Origin of the sequence: Lacimicrobium alkaliphilum (genome assembly GCF_001466725.1) — a bacterium.
GTDB lineage: Bacteria > Pseudomonadota > Gammaproteobacteria > Enterobacterales > Alteromonadaceae > Lacimicrobium > Lacimicrobium alkaliphilum_B.
Window position 1 is genome coordinate 2,686,738 of sequence record NZ_CP013650.1, and the last position, 20,319, is coordinate 2,707,056.

At 51.1% G+C, this 20,319-nt stretch carries 19 protein-coding genes; 2 read left to right on the forward strand and 17 right to left on the reverse strand.

Annotation, left to right across the window (positions count from 1 at the left end; all coding sequences use genetic code 11):
- Positions 1-597: 597 nt before the first annotated feature.
- From AT746_RS12165 to AT746_RS12200, 8 genes are all read right to left on the reverse strand, one after another.
- Positions 598-987, reverse strand: a complete 390-nt coding sequence (locus AT746_RS12165) for an MmcQ/YjbR family DNA-binding protein (protein WP_062480681.1) — start codon at positions 985-987, stop codon at positions 598-600.
- Positions 988-992: 5 nt separating this feature from the next.
- Positions 993-2,000, reverse strand: a complete 1,008-nt coding sequence (gene ruvB / locus AT746_RS12170; protein WP_062480683.1) for a Holliday junction branch migration DNA helicase RuvB — start codon at positions 1,998-2,000, stop codon at positions 993-995.
- A gap of 148 nt (positions 2,001-2,148) precedes the next feature.
- On the reverse strand, positions 2,149-2,766 hold the full coding sequence (gene ruvA / locus AT746_RS12175; protein WP_062480684.1) for a Holliday junction branch migration protein RuvA: 618 nt from the start codon (positions 2,764-2,766) through the stop codon (positions 2,149-2,151).
- Between the two features lie 234 nt (positions 2,767-3,000).
- The gene (ruvC, locus tag AT746_RS12180) at positions 3,001-3,522 is read right to left on the reverse strand and encodes a crossover junction endodeoxyribonuclease RuvC (protein WP_062480686.1); all 522 of its coding nucleotides are present in this window, start codon (positions 3,520-3,522) and stop codon (positions 3,001-3,003) included.
- Between the two features lie 9 nt (positions 3,523-3,531).
- On the reverse strand, positions 3,532-4,281 hold the full coding sequence (locus AT746_RS12185) for a YebC/PmpR family DNA-binding transcriptional regulator (protein ID WP_062480687.1): 750 nt from the start codon (positions 4,279-4,281) through the stop codon (positions 3,532-3,534).
- A 52-nt stretch (positions 4,282-4,333) separates the two neighbouring features.
- On the reverse strand, positions 4,334-4,771 hold the full coding sequence (gene nudB, locus AT746_RS12190) for a dihydroneopterin triphosphate diphosphatase (protein WP_062480689.1): 438 nt from the start codon (positions 4,769-4,771) through the stop codon (positions 4,334-4,336).
- A 2-nt stretch (positions 4,772-4,773) separates the two neighbouring features.
- Positions 4,774-6,543 carry an aspartate--tRNA ligase gene (aspS, locus tag AT746_RS12195; RefSeq protein ID WP_062480691.1) on the reverse strand — a complete coding sequence of 590 codons (1,770 nt, stop codon included), beginning with the start codon at positions 6,541-6,543 and terminating at the stop codon, positions 4,774-4,776.
- A 130-nt stretch (positions 6,544-6,673) separates the two neighbouring features.
- A complete protein-coding gene (locus AT746_RS12200) occupies positions 6,674-7,579 on the reverse strand; it encodes an alpha/beta hydrolase (protein WP_082633255.1) in 906 nt (301 codons plus the stop codon).
- A gap of 82 nt (positions 7,580-7,661) precedes the next feature.
- Between AT746_RS12200 and AT746_RS12205 the strand changes: the two genes are divergently transcribed.
- Entirely contained in the window at positions 7,662-8,564 is a 903-nt protein-coding gene (locus AT746_RS12205) for a hypothetical protein (protein ID WP_062480693.1), read from the forward strand.
- Here the strand turns inward: AT746_RS12205 and AT746_RS12210 are convergent.
- Positions 8,540-11,377 (reverse strand): EAL domain-containing protein, encoded by a 2,838-nt coding sequence (locus tag AT746_RS12210; RefSeq protein ID WP_062480695.1) that lies wholly within the window; start codon positions 11,375-11,377, stop codon positions 8,540-8,542. The genes AT746_RS12205 and AT746_RS12210 overlap by 25 nt on opposite strands.
- A 1-nt stretch (position 11,378) precedes the next feature.
- On the reverse strand, positions 11,379-12,959 hold the full coding sequence (locus AT746_RS12215) for a PAS domain-containing methyl-accepting chemotaxis protein (RefSeq protein ID WP_062480697.1): 1,581 nt from the start codon (positions 12,957-12,959) through the stop codon (positions 11,379-11,381).
- A gap of 307 nt (positions 12,960-13,266) precedes the next feature.
- Here AT746_RS12215 and AT746_RS12220 point away from each other — a divergent pair, with 307 nt between their 5' ends.
- Positions 13,267-14,556: an MFS transporter gene (locus AT746_RS12220; protein ID WP_062480699.1), complete on the forward strand. Its 1,290-nt coding sequence runs from the start codon at positions 13,267-13,269 to the stop codon at positions 14,554-14,556.
- Positions 14,557-14,614: 58 nt separating this feature from the next.
- Here AT746_RS12220 and AT746_RS12225 read toward each other — a convergent pair whose 3' ends face one another.
- Genes AT746_RS12225 through AT746_RS12250 form a run of 7 tightly spaced genes read right to left on the reverse strand, consistent with a single transcriptional unit; the run spans position 14,615 to position 20,299 of the window.
- On the reverse strand, positions 14,615-15,070 hold the full coding sequence (locus AT746_RS12225; RefSeq protein WP_062480700.1) for a TerB family tellurite resistance protein: 456 nt from the start codon (positions 15,068-15,070) through the stop codon (positions 14,615-14,617).
- Positions 15,060-15,812 carry an EAL domain-containing protein gene (locus AT746_RS12230; RefSeq protein WP_062480703.1) on the reverse strand — a complete coding sequence of 251 codons (753 nt, stop codon included), beginning with the start codon at positions 15,810-15,812 and terminating at the stop codon, positions 15,060-15,062. Before AT746_RS12230 ends, AT746_RS12225 begins: the two co-directional genes overlap by 11 nt.
- Positions 15,813-15,853: 41 nt before the next feature.
- Positions 15,854-16,702 carry an NAD(P)/FAD-dependent oxidoreductase gene (locus AT746_RS12235; protein WP_082633256.1) on the reverse strand — a complete coding sequence of 283 codons (849 nt, stop codon included), beginning with the start codon at positions 16,700-16,702 and terminating at the stop codon, positions 15,854-15,856.
- Positions 16,687-16,854 (reverse strand): FAD-dependent oxidoreductase, encoded by a 168-nt coding sequence (locus AT746_RS19650; RefSeq protein WP_082633257.1) that lies wholly within the window; start codon positions 16,852-16,854, stop codon positions 16,687-16,689. The genes AT746_RS12235 and AT746_RS19650 overlap by 16 nt, the downstream gene beginning before the upstream one ends.
- A 51-nt stretch (positions 16,855-16,905) precedes the next feature.
- Positions 16,906-17,694, reverse strand: a complete 789-nt coding sequence (locus tag AT746_RS12240; RefSeq protein WP_062480707.1) for a S1/P1 nuclease — start codon at positions 17,692-17,694, stop codon at positions 16,906-16,908.
- Positions 17,694-18,749 (reverse strand): ABC transporter ATP-binding protein, encoded by a 1,056-nt coding sequence (locus AT746_RS12245; RefSeq protein WP_062480710.1) that lies wholly within the window; start codon positions 18,747-18,749, stop codon positions 17,694-17,696. Before AT746_RS12245 ends, AT746_RS12240 begins: the two co-directional genes overlap by 1 nt.
- Positions 18,749-20,299: an ABC transporter permease gene (locus tag AT746_RS12250; RefSeq protein WP_082633405.1), complete on the reverse strand. Its 1,551-nt coding sequence runs from the start codon at positions 20,297-20,299 to the stop codon at positions 18,749-18,751. The genes AT746_RS12245 and AT746_RS12250 overlap by 1 nt, the downstream gene beginning before the upstream one ends.
- Between the last annotated feature and the right edge of the window lie 20 nt (positions 20,300-20,319).

Below are 20,319 nucleotides of genomic sequence, written 5' to 3' on the forward strand. Positions count from 1 at the left end.
AGTGACTGCACTTTTTCCAAGCCTGTTCATTGCTGACTTGCTTTCACGCAGCCTCTTGTCTTTTGCAGAGGCTCTTACATTGATAGTTTCTTTCGCTTTTTAATTGCGGCGCATAGTATAGCGGCTAGAGCGGGCTAAAAACAGAGAAAATTCTGTGACATAGGGGTGCAAGCCTTCAGTTGGCAGACGTCAGCCTTCAGGAACGAACGGCAGACCAATAGACAATCAGCTGCCAGTGAGATTTCTGAATTCACCACAAAGACACAGAGGACACGGAGAAGCGCATTATAATGTAGGGTCCAATTTATTGGACCCCCACGGATATTTGTCGAATAAATTCCATCTCGCAAAGGCCCAATCAGGTAGCCTGCAAGGAGCGAAGCGGATTGCAGGAACAGAACAAGGACGACCCGATGTTGCCCCGGATTCCGCTGCGCTGCATCACGGGCTACCCCTGCGTCTCTGAGATATCAAACAAATAAAAGCTTAAGATCTCGCAGAGCGCGCGGAGACTGATAAGATTAATTGTCCAAACCGCTGTGCCCTTTGTGGCTCTGTGCTGAAAAGCTTTTTGTTCTGGTAACTGAAAGCGGCAAATTATTCTACTTGTTCGCCATATTTGGCAATCAGGCCCTGGCGTTTGGCTTTGGGTAAGCCTTTTACCACCAGAGCATAAGAGTGATCGATCATTCTCTTAAGCTCACCTTGCGGTACCGAACCATCCAGTATCACCGTATTCCAGTGCTGCTTATTCATATGATAGCCGGGGATTACGGCACTGAAAATTTCTCTGAGCATCAGTGCTTGGGTAGGCTCGCATTTCAGATTCATGCGCCCTTCCGGCTTGCCATCTGCACCTTTTTCGGTACCTAAGGTGGCAAACATTTTGCCCGCAATCTTATACACTGCCACCTCAGGACCGAAGGGAAAGTCTTCAATGGCTTCGGGTTTACTCAGTAAATACTCCCTGGCCTGGATGTAATCCATACTTCTTACTCAGGTTTAATATCAAAGCCAAGGTGCAAAAAGGCGCGCTGGGTGGCGATACGGCCACGGGGAGTGCGCTGCAAAAAGCCCTGCTGAATCAGATACGGCTCTATCACATCTTCAATGGTTTCTTTTTCTTCACCTATGGCTGCGGCCAGGTTATCCAGCCCCACTGGCCCGCCGCTGAACTTATCGATAATGGCGTTGAGTAACTTGCGGTCCATATAATCAAAGCCCTGCGTATCCACATCCAGCATATCCAGCGCTTTGCCGGCCACATCCGGGGTAATGTGACCCTGGGCCTTAATTTCCGCATAATCTCTGACCCGGCGCAGCAGACGGTTGGCAATACGGGGGGTACCACGGGAGCGCCGTGCCACTTCGAGGGCCCCTTCAGGCTCCAGCTGCAGATTCAGATAATCAGCAGAACGGGTCACAATGGTGGTCAGATCGGCAATATTATAAAATTCCAGCCGCTGCACTATGCCAAAGCGATCTCTGAGCGGCGAGGTTAACGAGCCCGCCCTGGTGGTGGCACCCACCAGCGTAAAAGGTGGCAGTTCGAGCTTGATAGAGCGGGCCGCGGGCCCCTCGCCGATCATAATATCCAGTTGGTAGTCTTCCATGGCCGGATAGAGAATCTCTTCCACTACCGGGCTTAAACGGTGTATCTCATCGATAAACAGCACATCATGGGCTTCGAGGTTGGTCAGCAGCGCCGCCAGATCGCCGGCTTTTTCCAGCACCGGGCCTGAGGTGGTTTTAATGCTCACCCCCATTTCATTGGCAACGATATTGGCCAGAGTAGTTTTACCTAAACCGGGCGGACCGAAGATCAACAAATGATCGAGGGCGTCTTTACGGTTACGGGCAGCCTGAATAAAGATTTCCATCTGCTCACAGACATGATCCTGACCGGTATAGTCGGCCAGCATCCTTGGGCGTATGGCCCTGTCGATAACCTCATCTTCATTGCTGGCTGCAGGCTCTACCAGACGATCGGCTTCTATCATTTTATTTATATCCCAATTCTGCTTTGCTATGGACTATTTGTCCGGCTGGCAATGCTGCGACGCAGGCCGGACTTTAGTCCGACATCAGCGTCCATTTTTTAACCGTTGTCGGGATAAATCCCGACCTACAGGCTCTTGCATACAGTCCCTACAACATTGACCGCAAGACTTCGCGGATCAGATCTTCACTGGTCATGCCCTGACGATGCAGATTATTAACGGTTTTGCTGATCTGCGCCGGTTTATATCCCAGAGCCACCAGCGCACTGATGGCCTCTTCTTTAGGATCATCAGACACCACAAAGGTATTTTCAATGGTCTGTGGCTGCGCTGCAAGATGATTATCAGTATTCTCTCCCAGCAGGCTGCTGAGTCTGTCCTTAAGCTCCACCAGCAAGCGCTCGGCGGTTTTCTTACCCACCCCCGGCAGCTTCACCAGCGCGTTGACATCCTGTTGCTGTACGCAATGAACAAACTGTGCCGCCGACATGCCGGATAAAATGGTCAGCGCCATCTTCGGGCCCACGCCGTTAGCCTTGATCAGCTCCCGAAACAGCGCCCTTTCCGACTGATTAGCAAAACCAAACAGCAACTGGGCATCTTCACGCACCACAAAATGGGTATAAACAATCACTTCTTCACCGGCATCGGGCAACTGGTAAAAGCTGGTCATGGGCAGCTGAATCTCATAGCCCACCCCGGCCGCTTCGATCAAAATCTGTGGCGGCTGCTTCTCAACCAGTATCCCGCGAATTCTGCCTATCATATTAATCTTCCTGTTTTTTATTATTCACCACAGAGTCACAGAGAACACAGAGGTATAAGGATTGATGATCTATCCCTCTGCGCCTCTGCGAGATCAGATAAATAAAAGCTGAAGGTCACGCAGAGACGTGGAGATCGCAGAGATTTAACGCTCTGTCGTCCTTTACCTTCGCGTTCTTTGCGGCTTTGCGCTAAACCGCCTTTAAACCTCTGTGTTCTCTGTGTCTCTGTAGTTTTATTTCCTCAATCTGCCCCGCACGGTTTTACTGGCCTGGCCGGATAGCTTAATCAGGCTCTGGCGGGTATGACCATGGCATAACGCCACTGCCAGGGCATCGGCGGCATCAGCCTGGGGCTTACCCGGTAATTTCAGCAAAAAACTGACCATATGCTGCACCTGTTCTTTGGCTGCGCCGCCCTTGCCCACCACCGCCTGTTTAATCTGGCGGGCCGAGTACTCCGCCAGCAACAGACCATGATTGGTGCCGGCCACAATCGCCGCGCCCCTGGCCTGCCCCAGCTTCAGCGCCGAATCCGGATTACGGGCCATAAACACCTGTTCTACCGCCATTTCCTCGGGCTGAAACTGGGCAATAATCTCACTGACACCGTTATAAATCTGTTGCAAACGCTCAGGTAACGGGCCATCCGATAAACGAATACAACCGCTGCCTACATACTCGAACTTTTGCCCCTGCTGGCGAACAAGGCCATAGCCGGTAATTCTTGAGCCGGGATCGATGCCCAGAATAATCAAAGGCGGCCCTTACTCATCAAGATTCTCCAGAATATCATCGCTGATATGGGCATTGGTGTAGACTTCCTGTACATCATCCAGATCTTCTAAGGCATCCACCAGTTTAATCAGCGTCGGCGCGCTCTGTTCATCCAGTTCCGCTTTGGTGGCAGGCACCAACGTCACTTCGGCGTGGGCGGCTTTGAGGCCAGCCTCATCCAGGGCATCCTTCACCTTCCCGAAACGCTCAGGGCTGGTATACACCTCAAAGCTCTGATCCTCATTGGTCTGAATATCTTCAGCCCCCGCCTCCAGTGCAATCAGCATCAGCTGTTCTTCGTCCGTCTCACTGGCATAGCTGATCACGCCTTTTTTGCTGAACAGATAGGCCACCGAGCCATTGGTGCCCAGATTGCCGCCGTGTTTGGAAAAAGCATGGCGGATATCGCTGACGGTGCGGTTAATATTATCAGTCATCGCTTCTACCATCACCGCCGTGCCACCGGCGCCATAGCCCTCGTAGACCACGGTTTCCATATTGTCGCCATCGGCATTACCGGCGCCCCGGGCCACGGCATTATCCACCGTATCTTTCTTCATATTATTCGACAGGGCCTTGTCGATAGCAGCCCGCAATCTGGGGTTGGCGTCGGGATCGGCACCGCCCTCGCGGGCAGCGGTCACCAGTTCCCGAATCAGCTTGGTAAAAATCTTGCCCCGTTTGGCATCCTGCGCCGCCTTGCGATGCTTGATATTGGCCCATTTACTGTGTCCGGCCATCCGTCTCCTCCTGTGAAGCGTTGTGAGATTGACGAGAATCTGTTTTAAGAGCTTACCAATTCTGACTCAACTGCAAAATAGCCTGACGATTGGTATCGGACCAGACTTTGGCTACCGCCTGCTCGGCGGGTAACCATAGATATGCACTGTGTTCCGTCAGCCTGATGAGTTGTTCTGATGGTACTTCAAGACTGAAGACATGTTCTTTATTGTGGGTAACCTCAGGGGCATAGCGATAACGCCAGGCTGAGCGGATAGGATAGTGATTTATTTTCAGCTCATCTTTGAGGGTATAACCCTCATGCAGAATATCGATACCGGTTTCTTCTTTCACTTCGCGCAGCGCAGTCTGATACGGTGTTTCCTGCCCCTCCATGGTACCGGTTACCGACTGCCAGAAATCGGCATCATCCAGACGTTGCAACAACAGCACCCGCCGGTGGTGATCATAAATCACCACCAGCGCCGACTCTGGACGTTTAAAGCTCAAGTTCAGTCCTGTGGCTTATCAGCCTTTTTCACTTCAATGGCCAGATCCTGCAACGCCTGAGGATTGGCTGGCGATGGCGCATCGGTAAGCGGACAGGCCGCAGTGGTAGTTTTGGGAAAAGCCATCACATCACGGATAGAGGTGGCGCCTGTCATCAGCATCACCATACGATCCAGACCAAAGGCCAGGCCTGCATGAGGCGGTGCGCCGTATTTCAGCGCTTCGAGTAAAAAGCCAAATTTCAGTTCGGCTTCCTCATCACTGATCCCCAGAATGCGGAACACCTCGGCCTGCATAGTCTGATCATGAATACGCACCGAACCGCCCCCCAGCTCGACACCGTTTAACACCATATCATAGGCGTTGGACAAGGCATTAACCGGGTCCGCCGCCAGTTGCTCAGCACTGAGGTCACGGGGCGCGGTAAAGGGGTGATGCAAGGCATACAGCTCACCATCCACCTCTTCAAACATAGGGAAGTCCACAACCCAAAGCGGCTTCCAGTCACCTTCGAGCAGCTCCAGATCTTCACCGAGTTTAAGACGCAGAGCCCCCAGCGCTTCGGTCACCACAGTGGCCGAGTCGGCACCAAATAACAGAATATCACCACTCTCGGCACCAGTCCGCTCAAGTAATTTATTGGCAACCTCTTCGCCGAGGAATTTAAGAATAGGCGATTGCAGCCCGTCCAGTCCGGCAGCTTTATCATTTACCTTCAGCCAGGCCAGGCCTTTGGCGCCATAGATACCGACAAATTTGGCGTAGTCATCCAGTTGCTTGCGCGACAAACCAGCACCGCCCGGCACCCGGATCACCGCCACCCTGCCTTTGGCATCATTGGCTGGACCGGAGAAGACCTTAAATTCAACCTCTTTGAGCAGGTCGGCCACATCGGTCAGCTCCAGTGGATTGCGTAAATCCGGCTTATCAGAGCCATAGCGGCGCATGGCGTCGGCATAGGTCATACGGGGGAAATCAGCTAACTCCACATCCAGCAGTTCTTTAAAGAGACTGCGGATCATGCCCTCGGTAATGGCCATCACGCCATCGGCATCAAGGAAAGAGGTTTCCAGGTCGATCTGGGTAAACTCAGGCTGACGATCGGCACGCAAGTCTTCGTCGCGGAAACATTTGACGATCTGATAATACTTGTCCATGCCTGACATCATCAGCAATTGCTTAAACAGCTGCGGAGATTGTGGCAGAGCAAAAAACTCACCTTTGTGGGTACGGCTTGGCACCAGATAATCGCGGGCCCCTTCCGGTGTGGCTTTGGTCAGGATCGGCGTTTCGATATCCAGAAAGCCTTCACGCTCCAGATAACGGCGTACCGCCCCGGTGACTTTGGCCCGGAACATCAGACGCTGGGTCATCAGCGGGCGACGCAGATCCAGATAGCGATATTTAAGACGCTGCTCTTCAGAGTTCTCCTGATTGGAGTCCAGCGGTAAGGGTGCCGCTTTACTTAAAATTGTCAGTTCTTTACCGAGAATTTCAATTTCACCGGTAGGCATGTCTTTATTTACCTGCCCTTCGGGACGGGCGCGCACCAGGCCTTTGATCTGCACACAATACTCGTTGCGGACCTTATTGGCCTGTTCGAACACTTCGGCCAGATCCGGGTCATATACCACCTGCACGATACCCTGACGATCGCGCAGGTCGAGGAAAATCACCCCGCCGAGATCCCGGCGCCGGTTTACCCAGCCACATAGCGTTACGTCCTGTCCGGTATAAGATGCATTGATATTGCCGCAATAATCTGTGCGCATGAAACTACCTGTCTGTTGTTTTAATAACGGTCCGCCTGCAACCGTGCACCGGTCAGCGCCGTAAAAATGCTTAAAATAAGGGCCGCATAGTATACCCAAACTGGCCGATTATGCGAGGTCCAACTCCGGGCTAATTTGCATTCCTGGCAGTTACAGAATCGGCGGCAGAAACAAAATTCATCACTTCCTGCCACCATTTTGCATCCGCCTGATTAGGCCAGTTATTGTGGCTGGCGTTATCAAAGCGCCAGATTGATTTAGGCGCCGACAGCGATTCGTATAACGCCAGGCTATGGCGATTGGGAATAATAGTATCCTGCCCTGCCACCAGCATGGCCACTGGCTTGTCAAAGGCAGAAAGGCTTGTGATGCTGTCGTACTTGTCCTTAAGCAACCATTTCACCGGCAGATACCAGTAATGGTGTTGTGCCAGTACCGTTAATGAATCCCAGGGTGCCATTAATATCAGCCCGGCAACCCGAGAATCAGCAGATAGTCTGGCCGCAACAGAAGCCACCACGCCTGCACCTAAGGATTCCCCCCACAGATAAAGCGGGCCTTCAAAGTGCTGCCCGGCCAGCTTCAGGGTTTGCAGGCCATCTTCGGTCAGACTCTGTTGATTCAGTGTACCTGCACGACCCCCGTAGCCGGGATACTCCACCAGCAACACCCGATAGCCCAACCTCGTCAGCGCCCGGGTATAATAACTGCGCTGCCAGGCTGCCCCGGCATTACCGTGAAACACCAGTACCATACCTTTGGACTGCTGCGGCTCAGGGCCCAGATATCCTTTGAAATTCTGTTCAGGCCATGGGGTCAGTTGCAAAGGCTTAAGCTGAGATTCCGGCGCCTGGGAGGGTGACGGAAAATAAAGTAATCGTTGCTGCAGAAAATAGACGGCTACCAATATCAACAGATAGGCCAGTAAAATAAAAATCAGCAGACGCATTAACATCACCAGTCCTTTAAAAAATACAACCCGGTAACCATAGCTCAGAGAAAAGCCTGCAGGTATAAAATAACTACCGGCGCCCAAAGATTATCCTTCCCCTGTTCACTTCAGGTGCGTTCAGTGTCACTATAAATTAAAATCAAGAGCAGCCAGGGAAAAGGAGTCAATGACAAAGGTTTACAGACTTATCGTCATAGTCTTACTGATACTTCCCTGCGCTGGTATCAGCAAACAACTCATCCAGATTCCGGGGCCGAGGTCGGCCTATGATATTTCCCATGATTACCACGTGAAACTGCTGAAACTGGCGCTTGAGGCTGGTGCTAAGGATAAGCCGATACCTGAAATCCGGGCCAGCATGGAGATGGTTGAAGGCAGAGCATTGCGGGAATTAGTCAAAGGGCAATGGCTGGATCTCTACTGGCTGGGCACAGATAAAGAAAAAGAGCGGCAACTGCGGGCGATCCGCATTCCCACTACCCGCGGTTTAATTGGCTTTCGGAAGTTCCAGCTTCACCGTGACACTGTCCCGAGGATGGACAAGGTCACGACATTAGAAGCATTACAACAACTGGTTGCCTGTCAGGGCACCGACTGGCCGGATACTGACATACTGCGCCAGGCGGGATTGAAAGTCACCACCACACCGAATTATGAAAAGCTGTTTGACATGCTCCAGGCCAGACGCTGTGATTATTTCCCCAGAGGCTATCATGATCACAGCAAAGAGCTGATATTACGCGCGCAGCATTATCCTGATCTGGTCAGCTATGACGGCATATTGCTGCACTACCCTTTTGCGGTGTATTTCTTTACCAGCAAAACCAATGAAGAACTGGCCAGGTGGATAGAACGAGGACTGGAGAAACTGATCGATAATGGCGACTTTATACAGTTTATGCAGAGCCACCCCCTCACCAGACACATTTTTCCGTTAACGGACCAACAGAATGTGCGCTACTTTCAGATTGATAACCCTCTGCTTCCCTCTGAAACCAATTACCAGAACCCCCGTTACTGGTTTAAACCCACAGATTTTGGTATTCAGCTATCTGCAGGTGATAACTGATTTGTGTCCCTTTGGCCCGAATGGGCTGCCTGCATAGTTTGTGGATGACCGATATGGTAGCCCTGGACAAAGTCGACCCCTGAGGTTTTCACTCTGTCAAAAATTGCCTTATCACTGACAAATTCGGCAATAACCTTTGCACCGATTTTTCTGGACAGATCGATAATCCCCTGGGTAACCAGAAAACTTTGTTCGCTGGTCATAATCTTACTGATAATAGAACCGTCTATTTTGATGTAGTCCGGTTTTATCTCAACCAGATAACTGAAATTAGAATAGCCACTGCCAAAATCATCGATGGCAACCCTTGCCCCGGCCTTGCGAACCGATTCGATAAATCGCCGCACCGGGATAAAGTCGACTATCGCTTCAGATTCAGTCAACTCGAAAATGATCCTGTTGCCGTCACCGGCATCCAGCAACGCCATAATCTCTTCCATCAGCCCCTGATTTACAATGTCCTTAACTGTGAGGTTAACAGAAACGCTACACTGAAGATGTCTGCTTGCTTCAATCGCCTGCTGCACCATCAATCTGGTGATCTGTGAGTAGAGTCTGGTGCGCTTAACGAAGGGTAAGAAGGCGGCCGGGCTGACAATACTGCCATCTTTGAGTTGCAGCCTGACCAGGGTTTCATATTTACGCTGGGTATGATCTTCCGATACCGGTCGGATAAGCTGAAAATGAGCTAGCACCCGACCTTCGGAGAGTGCATTGCGCACTTCGTTGATCCAGTAAAACGCGTCAACCGAGTGATCCTCTTCCCTGCGCAAAATAAGACTGGCATCACCATCTGTTTCTTTTGCTTCGTTGAGCGCCGATTCCGCCAGGGCCAGCGGATTCTGCTCACCCAGACCAACGCCTACAGAGAGCTGAACGTCAGTATCATATTCACCGACACATAAGGGAACATTTTCAACTTCAGATTTTATCTTGTCCAGCTGTTCACACAAACGGGACTCCGGCATTACCTGCTTGGGCAACAGAGCGAAGATCGCACCACTTAATCGGTAGAGGTGAAAGTTAAATCTGTCGGCCAGGTTGATCAGGCTGCGGCTGAGTAACTGGATAAACAAATCGCCCATCTCAAAGCCCCAGAAATCATTCAGAATTTTGAAGTTTCTGACGTCCATAAGCGCAATTTGACCTATATCCCTCTCAGCGATTTCCTTCAGCAACCTGATCCGGTTAGGAAGACCGGTCAGTGCATCGTGTAGCTGAGCACGAATCTGGGTCTGCGCCTTGATGATTTTGGTGACGTCTGTGCGAATACTGACAAACTCTTTAATCTCTCCAGAGACATTCAGTACCGGCACAATAGTGGTGTTAACAAAATAATAGCTGCCATCTTTACGCCGGTTCTTAATCAACCCGCGCCAGGTGCGGCGCTCAGAAATGGTTTTCCACAAACTTTCAAAAACCTTAGGCTGCATGTCAGGGTGACGCAGAATCCGGTGATTTTTGCCCAACACTTCAGCTGCGCTGTAACCACTGATCTCTTCAAAAAGCTTATTCACATAGGTGATGTTGCCCTGGGGATCGGCAATAGAAACGATAGCGGTTTTATCCAGGGCGGCTTTGTACTGTTCCAGAAACTGCATATTGCGGTGCAACTCCTCCCCGGTAACGCCGGCCAGATGAGACAACAATGACAACTTATCTGGTACCTTGTCGCTGTCACCCGTTTCACTGAGCTGCTTTTTCAACAGCATGCTTTTCTTGCTCCGGGCATTATCAGTAATGGCAACAAACACTGTGCTGATATTAAACAACTCTGCCTGACCGTCCACGCACAAATACTCACCGTAAGTAAAACAACCATGTCCATTACTCCCTCCATCAAGGGAGCCGATTTCCTGAGTGATTTTGTCCCGCAGGAAAGATTTTCTTGCGGCGCAGGAAAAGATAAAGCACGCGCTATTCTCAGAGGAGGTAATAGCAGTACGGTAGCGATCAATTTCTCTTATATCAGCCACACTGAAAAAAACATGATCTCCGGGCAGGAAGGACCCGGCATAGGCGATGGCGTTATCCTTGCGCAGCAAGGCCACCGGGGCGCGGGCTATCTGAAAACCCTGACGTTCGATAATCAGCGGAAACTCAATAACAGTTTCCGGAAATCCATTGACAAATTCACTTCCGAAATACTTTTTGTAGACTTCAGTAACAGGGATGCCATCAAGCTCATAGAGGACATTGTCCTCGACCCTGGTTACCTGCATAGCATGGCCTATGGGTTTCCAGTTCATAAAAAAGTGGATATCCATACCCAACTTTTCACCTGACAACACTGCCCCTACGACCCCTTCTGTGGCGATCAGACGCCCATGGATCACAAAGGTATTCCTGAAAACCTTGTTATCTGCGGCATTACCACCAACCAGGCAAATATCTTCAGCCTCGCAATGAAAACCTCTGATGAACAGCTCCGGGTTGGCATGCAATGAGTTGCCGTACATAAACGCCATTTGCCGTTTATCCTTTTGCAGGCCTCTCGCCAGTTGCTGCCCCGCATCAAAACTCAGGGTGGCAGAGTAGAAGGTGTCAACACTGAGCTTTTCAGTCTGCAGAAATGTCAGAACAATAGCGCCAGAGCAGCATCGACCATGAATAATCTCACCGGCCGTAGAACAGCCGATAACCTTAAAATCCGGTAACAACTCGACCACCAGATCAAGCAAATCAAATAATGCCTGATTGGCTTCATGGCCTACATAGATCTGTACCAGACCACTCTTGTCGAACAGGGCATGCTGTTGTAAAAAGTTTACCAGAGGCGTTTCGCCCGTATATTCCGTAGCAAGCACCTGCATATTAACGTCTCTGTTGATTGATCCAGAACTGCCCGGTCAGCTCATCCAGTTTTCGGGTAATTTGCATCAGCTCAATACTGGTTTTTTCACTGTCTTCGACGCCGCTCAGGTTCTCCTGAGACATCTCCCTGATCACTGTAACACTGCGGTTAATTTCCTCAGCCACTTCACTTTGCTGTGTCACCGCTTCGGTGATCTGAGCACTCATGTCACTGATCTGGCTGATCGATATCAGCATTCTTTCCAGCGCATCGGCGGTAAGGCGGCTTTGCTGTGCACCACTTAGCGCCATTTTTTGTCCGGCTGCCATGCCATCGACGGCGCTTTTCACACCTTGCTGTAATCTGTCGATCACGTTTCGGATCTCCCCGGTAGAGTGTTGTGTGCGATTGGCAAGAGAGCGCACCTCATCGGCCACCACTGAAAAGCCCCGTCCTGACTCTCCGGCTCGGGCCGCCTCAATAGCAGCGTTGAGTGCCAGCAGGTTAGTTTGCTCGGCGATACCAATAATCACATCCAGAATACTGGCGATGTCCTCACTGCTGGCGGCCACTTCAGAAATAACATCAGATACCTCGGACAACTGAGTCTTCAGGGCCTCAATTGATTGCGCATTTTGCTCAACTACCTGCTGACTGCGACTGGCTTCGTCCAGGCTCTTTGCCGCAGAGGCGGCACTTTCAGCCGAATTGGTGGCTACGGATTCAATACTGGCCGACATTTGCTCAATGGCGGTGGCGACCTGCTCAGTTTCTTCAAACTGCCTGAGCGTGCCTTGTTTAGACTGGCTGACCGCCGAACTTAAGGTGCTGGCACCGCTGCTGAGTACACCGGACATGTTATCAATACGACCAATCAGGGCTGCCGCTTCTGACTCCAGCGCCTTAAAAGCCAGTAAAATCTGACCGGCCTCATCGCGCCGGCCGGTATAGACATAGCGGGCAAGATCATCAGATATAATGTTTTTCGCCCGCTCCACACATCCTTTCAGGGGCCGGTAAAAGTACAGTACTCCGGCCACGGCCAATACACCGGCCAGAGCCAATTTGAACAAGATGATCGCCAACGGTGCCTGTAGCAACAATGCTGCAACAGGTAACAGTAAAGGTAAACTGATGGCTAAAGCGAACCTGACTGGCAGGCTCAGCGCGTTCATACTCTCTTTTAGTCTTTTACCGGCAAAGATCTTTTTATAGAGCCCCTCAGCCCTGTGCACAAAATCAGGTGAGGCCTTGCGGCGCACCGACTGATACTCGGCAACGCTGCCATCCTTGCTGATTGGAGACGCAAAGGCATCTACCCAGTAGTGATTCCCATTTTTACAACGGTTTTTGACGATCCCCATCCATGATGAGCCATTTTTAAGGGTATTCCAGAATATTCTGAATACATCTGGCGGCATATCAGGGTGACGAACAATATGATGGTTTTGACCAAGCAACTCCTGCTCATCAAAGCCACTGATACGGATAAAATCATCGTTTACGTAGGTAATTTTTCCATCGGGTTGAGTCGTGGAAAGAATATTGGCGTGCTCCGGAAAAGGCTCTTCTATCTGAGTAACTGGTCCATTGTTTTTCATAGTGCCTCATTATTTTTTTAAATTTATTGAGAGACGAGCGAATTTTAATTCAATATCAAAGGAAAAAACCGAATAAATATTTATTAACCACATATAGCATAGGGTTATTAGCTAGGGATTTACCTCTTTGAATAAATTTTGCACTTCCTTGATCCAGATCAATCAACGATCATTTTATGATCGAATGTAAACTGGCGTTTTCTGGTTTTTAAGACCTCTTTTCTTAAATCCCAGTGAACAATAATGTCCGCACCCTCTTCACTTTGATAAGCTGTTTTTATTGCCAAGCCATCAACAGATTAAATAAATGAAACCAGCCGATATCTATCAGTTGATTGATGCCGAGCACGAGGGCCGTGCCTGCAAGGATCTCGACGATAAAGCCTGTGATCAGGTACCAGGTAATTTTCTGGTCATTACCGCCTGTTTAGTGCTGACCAAACTCGGCGATCTGCTGGCCTCCCCAAAAATTGTGCTGACCTGGTTATTGGGCAGCATAGGCGCGCCGGCCGCGATAATATCTATGCTGGTGCCGATTCGGGAGTCCGGCTCATTGATCCCGCAACTGGCCATCGGTGCCTGGGTGCGCCGACATCCTAAACGCAAGGCATTCTGGCTTATCGGCAGCCTGATTCAGGGTGTGGCAGTAACCTGCATGGCGCTGGCAATCTGGGTACTTGCCCCTGTGCAGGCCGGTATTGCGGTACTGCTATTACTGGTGATATTCAGTCTGGCCAGGGGCATGTGCTCGGTCACCATCAAGGACATTCAGGGTAAGACTATTCCTAAACAGCGCCGTGGTCGTCTTTCAGGGATCGCCACTACGGTATCAGGTTTAATTACGGTGGTGATCAGCCTGGCTTTCTTTGCCGGCAGTGAAGATCCCACTGTCACCTTTTACAACCTGCTGCTGATATTGGCGGGCCTGCTTTGGATCTTCGCCACGGTGATCTTTATGTTAGTGGAGGAACAGCCAGGAGAGACATCCGGAGGAAAAAACGCCATCAAAGAAGGATGGAAAAACCTGTCACTGATGAAGACGGATACAGATTTTCGCCACTTTGTAATATCCCGGGCTCTGCTGATGGGCTCAGCCCTGGCCTCACCCTTTATTTTGTTACTGGCACAGCAAAAAGCCAGCAGCCCGGGGCTGTTTGCCTCCTTTTTACTCGCTTCCAGCCTCGGTGCCAGCCTTTCAGCCAGTATCTGGGGCTTTATGGCCGATACCTCCAGCCGCCAGGTCATGTTCCGTGGCGGTCTGATCGCAGCGCTGTGTTGCCTTGGGCTGTTTGCCGTGGAGATATTGATTCAAGACCCGAACCTGTATCTGTATGCGGTATTTTATTTTGTTCTGAGCGTGGCCCACTCGGGAGTAAGAATTGGCCGGCAGACCTATCTGGTAGATATGGCAGGCGGAGTAAAGCGCACCGACTATGTATCGGTGAGCAACAGTTTAATCGGTGTACTATTGCTGCTGTTTGGTGCACTGACGTCTCTGATCGCCAGCTATTCACTGCCAGCGGTGGTACTGATACTGGGCATATCCGGGCTGTTGGGTGCAATCAGCACCTGGAATATGAAAGAAGTGGAGCGCTAACGCCCGTTCGTAATCAGTTTGATTCCTGACCTGGCGGCAGTTTCAGGTCAGAAATGGGTTAGCTATCCAGATTCTCCTGTACCTTGAGCTTTGCCTGAATAAACTGACTGTGGGGTAAATACAACAGATCGGCTATACGGCGAATAATATGCTCTTCATGGGGATCGAGATGATCATCGGCATAGGCCAGTTGCCAGAGGTTTTCCAGGATCAGATTTTTCTGCTGTGCGTCACAGCGCTCATTCACCAAACGGGTAAAGCTGACCAAATCCGCCGCATGTTTGGCTTCATCACCTGAGCTGTGTATCAGTTCCCGGGCCTGCTGCTCTGATATCTGAAACTGACTGACCAACATGGATTGCATTAAATCCTGCTCCTGCTTATCCAGTTCGTTGTCCGCCCTGATCACTTCACAGTAAAGCACGGCGGTGGCCAGATCCAATTCTAAGGCGTTGTCATTCTCTGGTTGCTGTTTGAGATTATCCTGCAGCCAGCTCTTTAACTTAGTGATCATAAATATTCTTCAGTACGTCTTCTATGGTAGCCAGTTGCATAAACTGGGGGCGGGCCAGAAAGTAGCCCTGCATATAACGAAGTCCCTGATCCTTGAGATAATCAAACTCCTCCCGGGTCTCAACTCCTTCGCCAAGCACAGTTATCTCCAGCAGTTCCGAGGTTAACAATATTCCTTTGAGAATAGCCTGCTTGGCTTTGTCATTGTGAATATTGCGAATCAGTTGCATATCGAGTTTGATAATATCCGGCTGAAACTGGGCCAGCAGGTTCAGACCGGCAAAGCCTTCCCCAAAGTCATCAATCGCAGTAAGAAAGCCCTTATTCTGATAGGTTCTGAAAATATCGACGATCTTTTCGCTGTCCACCCGCTCATGTTCAGTGACTTCGAAGATAATCTTTTCACGGGGAAAGTTATACTTTTTCGCTGCTTTGAGAGTAAATTGCAGGCAGGCTTCCGGTTCATAAACCGCGTTGGGCAGAAAATTGATACTCAGGCGTTGCTGGCACCCTAACTCACTGGCTATTCTGATTGCAGTCGTGCGACAGGTTTGATCAAAGCTGTACCTGTTGTTTTCGTTAACTCTGGATAGAATTTCCCAGGCGCCTTCACCATTTTCGCCACGGACCAGTGCTTCATGGGCAAAAATTGTTTCATTTTCCACGTCTACAATGGGCTGAAAGGCCATGGCGATGGAAAACTCGAGCGGCGCATCACAATCACAACTGTCACAAGGTCGCATAAACAATTCCTGTTTCTGACATATTCTCAGAATCTAGAATATCAGAGAATTTGTGCCAATTGCGAATGCAGTCCGGTGGCGGCTTTGATCGCAGAGGGTATTGACCCACCAAAGCTCCAGTCTCCGGCAGCAGCCAGTTTTAATGCAGGATCGGACAGCATACCGGGCAGCGTCCCCTGATGTGATAAACGTGCATAACGCCAATAATGCTGATAACTGTGTTGTGGCTTTAAGTTCACTTGCCCAAAAACTGCGGCCATCTGCGCGCAGGCGGATTCAGACCAGGAATTATCATCACTGTTTTGATGCTCAGTTGACGCAGCGTGACTGAAATGCGCAACCCAGGTTTGCCCTGACTGTTGTTGCCGGCCTGGTTTAGCACTGTCACAAACCAGCAACTGCAGTGGTGAGTTATGCAAGTACACCAGCTCCGTATCATGACTGACAGGCTGCGCAAATTGCATTGCCACAGCCCGACAGGCCAGCCAGTGCGACTCTGCCTGAGGCGGCAAACCGGCGTAATGCTCAGCCAGCAAAAGCTGGGCCTGTGGCCAGGGTGCGGTAACTATCACCCAGTCAAAAGTACCATATTGGCCCTGCTGCTGATCCCAGAGCAACCAGCCTGCTGTTGTCTGCTGCAAATGGGAAATTCTGGCCGATGTGATTAACTTACTGCCCTGCAGCCAATATCGGCAGGCGGCATTCATCCCCGGAGTGAAGACATAGAAGCTGTCATCTGTGGATTGCACCTGAACATTCGGTGTTGTGCTGTGCGGCTGATAACAATCAGCAGCTGTTACATGCCAGCGCCTTGCGACACCGGCAATATCCAGCTCATCAAGCAAATTGATTGTCTGCTCGTCCTGGGTTCTGATTAAGGGCGCGCCCATATCAAACTGTCCCAATGGGTACGTTTAGTAGTGCAGCGCCCGCCCCGGCCACGGGATTTTTCCAGTACCGTGACGGTGTGGCCGTCCTGGCTCAACTTATGCGCCAGCAGACTACCGGTCACTCCGGCACCGATTACAGCGATTTTTGCCATAGAAATTGGATTCAGATAAAAGGATTGGTTACGCCCGTATTGAACAGAAGATCAAAGTTGATTGTTCAACAGATACGCCAACCGGGCGGCAGCCAGAGTCAGTTGCTCCAGAGCCTGCTTCTGATCCTGCTGATATTGTGACTCTGAGATGGTTTTCGGCTTACGGGCATAGATGCGCCGGGTAATAGCGTGTGATTCATAAAGCCATTGGGATACCGCTGCCACCTGTTGCCGTTTGATCTGAGGCTGAGTAAGCCGGGAGCTTAGATGTCTGGCCAGTTGGCGGGCATTACCGGTGTTTTTGAGCACATACACATCCCAGTAATAATGCAGACTGAAGTCTTCCTTGCCCACTCTGAGTGAATAATCATTACCACCGCGATCATAGCCATAGCCTACATGCAGTGGCTGATGCAAGTCGGCCACAATATGCACGATAAACGCCAGTGCCTCGACGCGCTGTTGCCGGTCGGAACCTTTTAATTGTGCCTGCATCTGTTCTAATGCGCTGACCGCGCAGTTATCAGGACAATCTCTGGAGCGCTCAAAGGTGCTGGCAGACAGGGATAAGTTAACGTAATGCCAGGGTCCCGTATGACTGAATTCAGGCTGCTTGGTATCTCTGACCAAATCGGGCCAGACCGCTGCATCGGCCAGAGAATCAAAGCCTTTTATCGCCAATAAGCTGCCAACCTGCTCTTTAGCTTGTGGCTGCAGCTTTTCATAGGCGGCCAGGGCGACAGCCCTATGGCCTTTCTCGCCCCAGGCACTGACATGGCCGGCCCAGACAATGACGAATAGCTGTATCAGTAAAATGCACTTGTGTAATCCGGGATTCATCAGGCCAGCTCCCCGTTCTGCTGAACCGGAAATAATACAGGCCGGGTCAGGCAGAGCTCAATCCCCACCCATTGCCCCTGTGGATAATTGATCTCTACTGGCGCCGCGCAAAAAAGCTGCTCACCATTTTCCAGTTGCAACTGATAGAGAAAGTCAGCGCCCCTGAACACCCTGTCACAAATCTGTGCCTTGACACCGCTTTGTCCGTTGAAACGGAGCTGGTGTGGACGAATCATCAATTCTGCCAGGGTATCGATCTCTGCCTGCAGCGGATATCCGCAATCCAGTGTTCCCAGTGCCGACTCTACGGTTCGCTCACCGGTCACTCTGGCCGATAAAAAGGTACATTTGCCGATAAAATCCGCCACCACTTTATTATCCGGCAGATGATAAAGCTGATCCGGCGTGCCCCACTGCAACATCCGCCCCTGTGACATCACGCCAAGTTTGTCGGCCATGGCGAAGGCTTCGGCACGATCATGGGTGACCATCAGTGCGGTAATTTTTTCATGTTTGAGTATGGCTCTGACCTGGCTTGCGAGGCTCTCCCGCAGCTCTGAATCGAGACTGGAGAAAGGTTCGTCCAGTAGTAAAATGTCAGGCCTTGGTGCCATAGCCCGGGCCAGCGCCACCCGCTGCTGCTGGCCGCCGGACAGAGCATGGCTGTATCTGTCGGCATAACCGGTCAGTTCCACCAGCTCCAATAGCTCCGTTATCCGCTGCTTGCGCTCAGTGCCTGGCCATTTACCCAGTCCAAAGGCAATATTTTGCTCTACGGTCAGATGGGGAAATAACGCAAAGTCCTGAAACACCATGCCAACCCGGCGTTTCTCAGGAGCCAGACTCTTATTTGGCTTACTGACCATACGCTCATGCAGCAGAATCGCGCCTTCTTTAACCGGTTCAAACCCGGCAATGGCTCTGAGCACCGAGGTTTTACCGCAGCCTGAAGGACCTAACAGGCAGCCTATTTCTCCGGCTTCGAGTTCCAGGTCAAAGGCCTTTACAACCTGTTGTTGCTGGTAGGCTATGGCGATCTTTTGCAGTTCTAACATCAACGGGGGTCCCGGTTCATGGCTCGGGCCAGAATAATAACAGGCAGAATCCCGGCGACAAGTATTGATAACGCAGGCAGCGCGGCGTCACTGAGCCGTTCATCGGAAGCCAGTTCATAAGTACGCACAGCCAGGGTATCGAAATTAAACGGCCTTAAAATCAGGGTTGCCGGCAGTTCTTTTAATACATCCACAAACACCAGCAAGATGGCGCTGAGCAGACTGGCTTTCATCATCGGCAAATGGATCCGTTGCAATGATTTCAATGGCCCGACCCCCAGGCTCAGACCGGCCTGATCCATACTCGGCTTGATCCGCTCCAGTCCCGTTTCAACCTGATGTAAAGACACCGCCAGAAAGCGCACCGCATAAGCTAAAAGCAGTGCAAACACAGTACCGGAAAACAGCAAGCCGGTGCTGACACCAAACCAGGTCTGCATCAGTGCATCCAGACTTTTATCAAACCAGGCCAGCGGTAACATCACGCCCACCGCGATAACCGTACCTGGTATAGCATACCCCATAGAAGCCAGCGTCACCGGCACTTTAACCAGGGCATCAGGGCGTAACCGGCGGCCATAGGCAAACAACAGCGCGAGAATCAGAACCAGACAGGCCGCTGCCAGGGCAAGACCAAAACTGTTCCACATCAGGGTCATAAAGTGTCCGTCGAACTGCCCTGCCCCTGTCATCCAGACCCAGTTAATCAGCATAAACAGCGGGATCAAAAAGCCAGCGGCCAGAACAACCAGACAAAAAAGCAGCAGTAACGCCGATAACAAGGGCGTGGTTGCCAGTCGTTTCTGCGGGTGATGTTTCTGGCCCTGATAGTAATACTTTATTTTGCTGCGCGACCCTCTTTCGAGCAGTAACAGCAACAGCACAAAAGTGGTCAGCAAGGCGGAGAGCTGTGCGGCAGCCTGTGCATTGCCAAGCCCGAACCATGTGCGGAAAATTCCGGTGGTAAAGGTACTGACACCGAAATACTCCACTGTACCAAAGTCGGCGAAGGCTTCCATCATTGCCAGCGCCACCCCGGTAAGAATGGCAGGCCGGGCCATAGGCACGGCCACTTTTATAAAATATCCGGTCGGGCCCAGCCCGGCGGCCCGGCTCACTTCCAGCAGGCTTTGAGCCTGATCACGAAAGGCGTTACGGGCCAGCATAAACACGTAAGGATAGAGCACCAGGGTCAGCATCAACACCGCGCCGCCTAAGGATCTCACCTCAGGGAACCAATACTCACCGTAAGCCCAGCCGAACTGCTCACGCAACGCGCTTTGCAGTGGCCCGGCAAAATCCAGTAACCCGGTATAACAATAAGCGATAATATAGGCGGGCATGGCCATAGGCAGTAACAACAACCATTCAAATGCACTGCGACCGGCAAACTCATAATGATGACAGACCCAGGCCAGGGACGTGCCCAGTATCAGTGTGCCGATCCCCACGCCAAATGCCAGCAACAGGCTGTTACTGATATAATCCCAGAGTACGGTTTCAGAAAGGTGCTGCCAGATAGCCCATTGTGGCTGCAGCAAACTCAGCATCACCACAATAACAGGCAGGG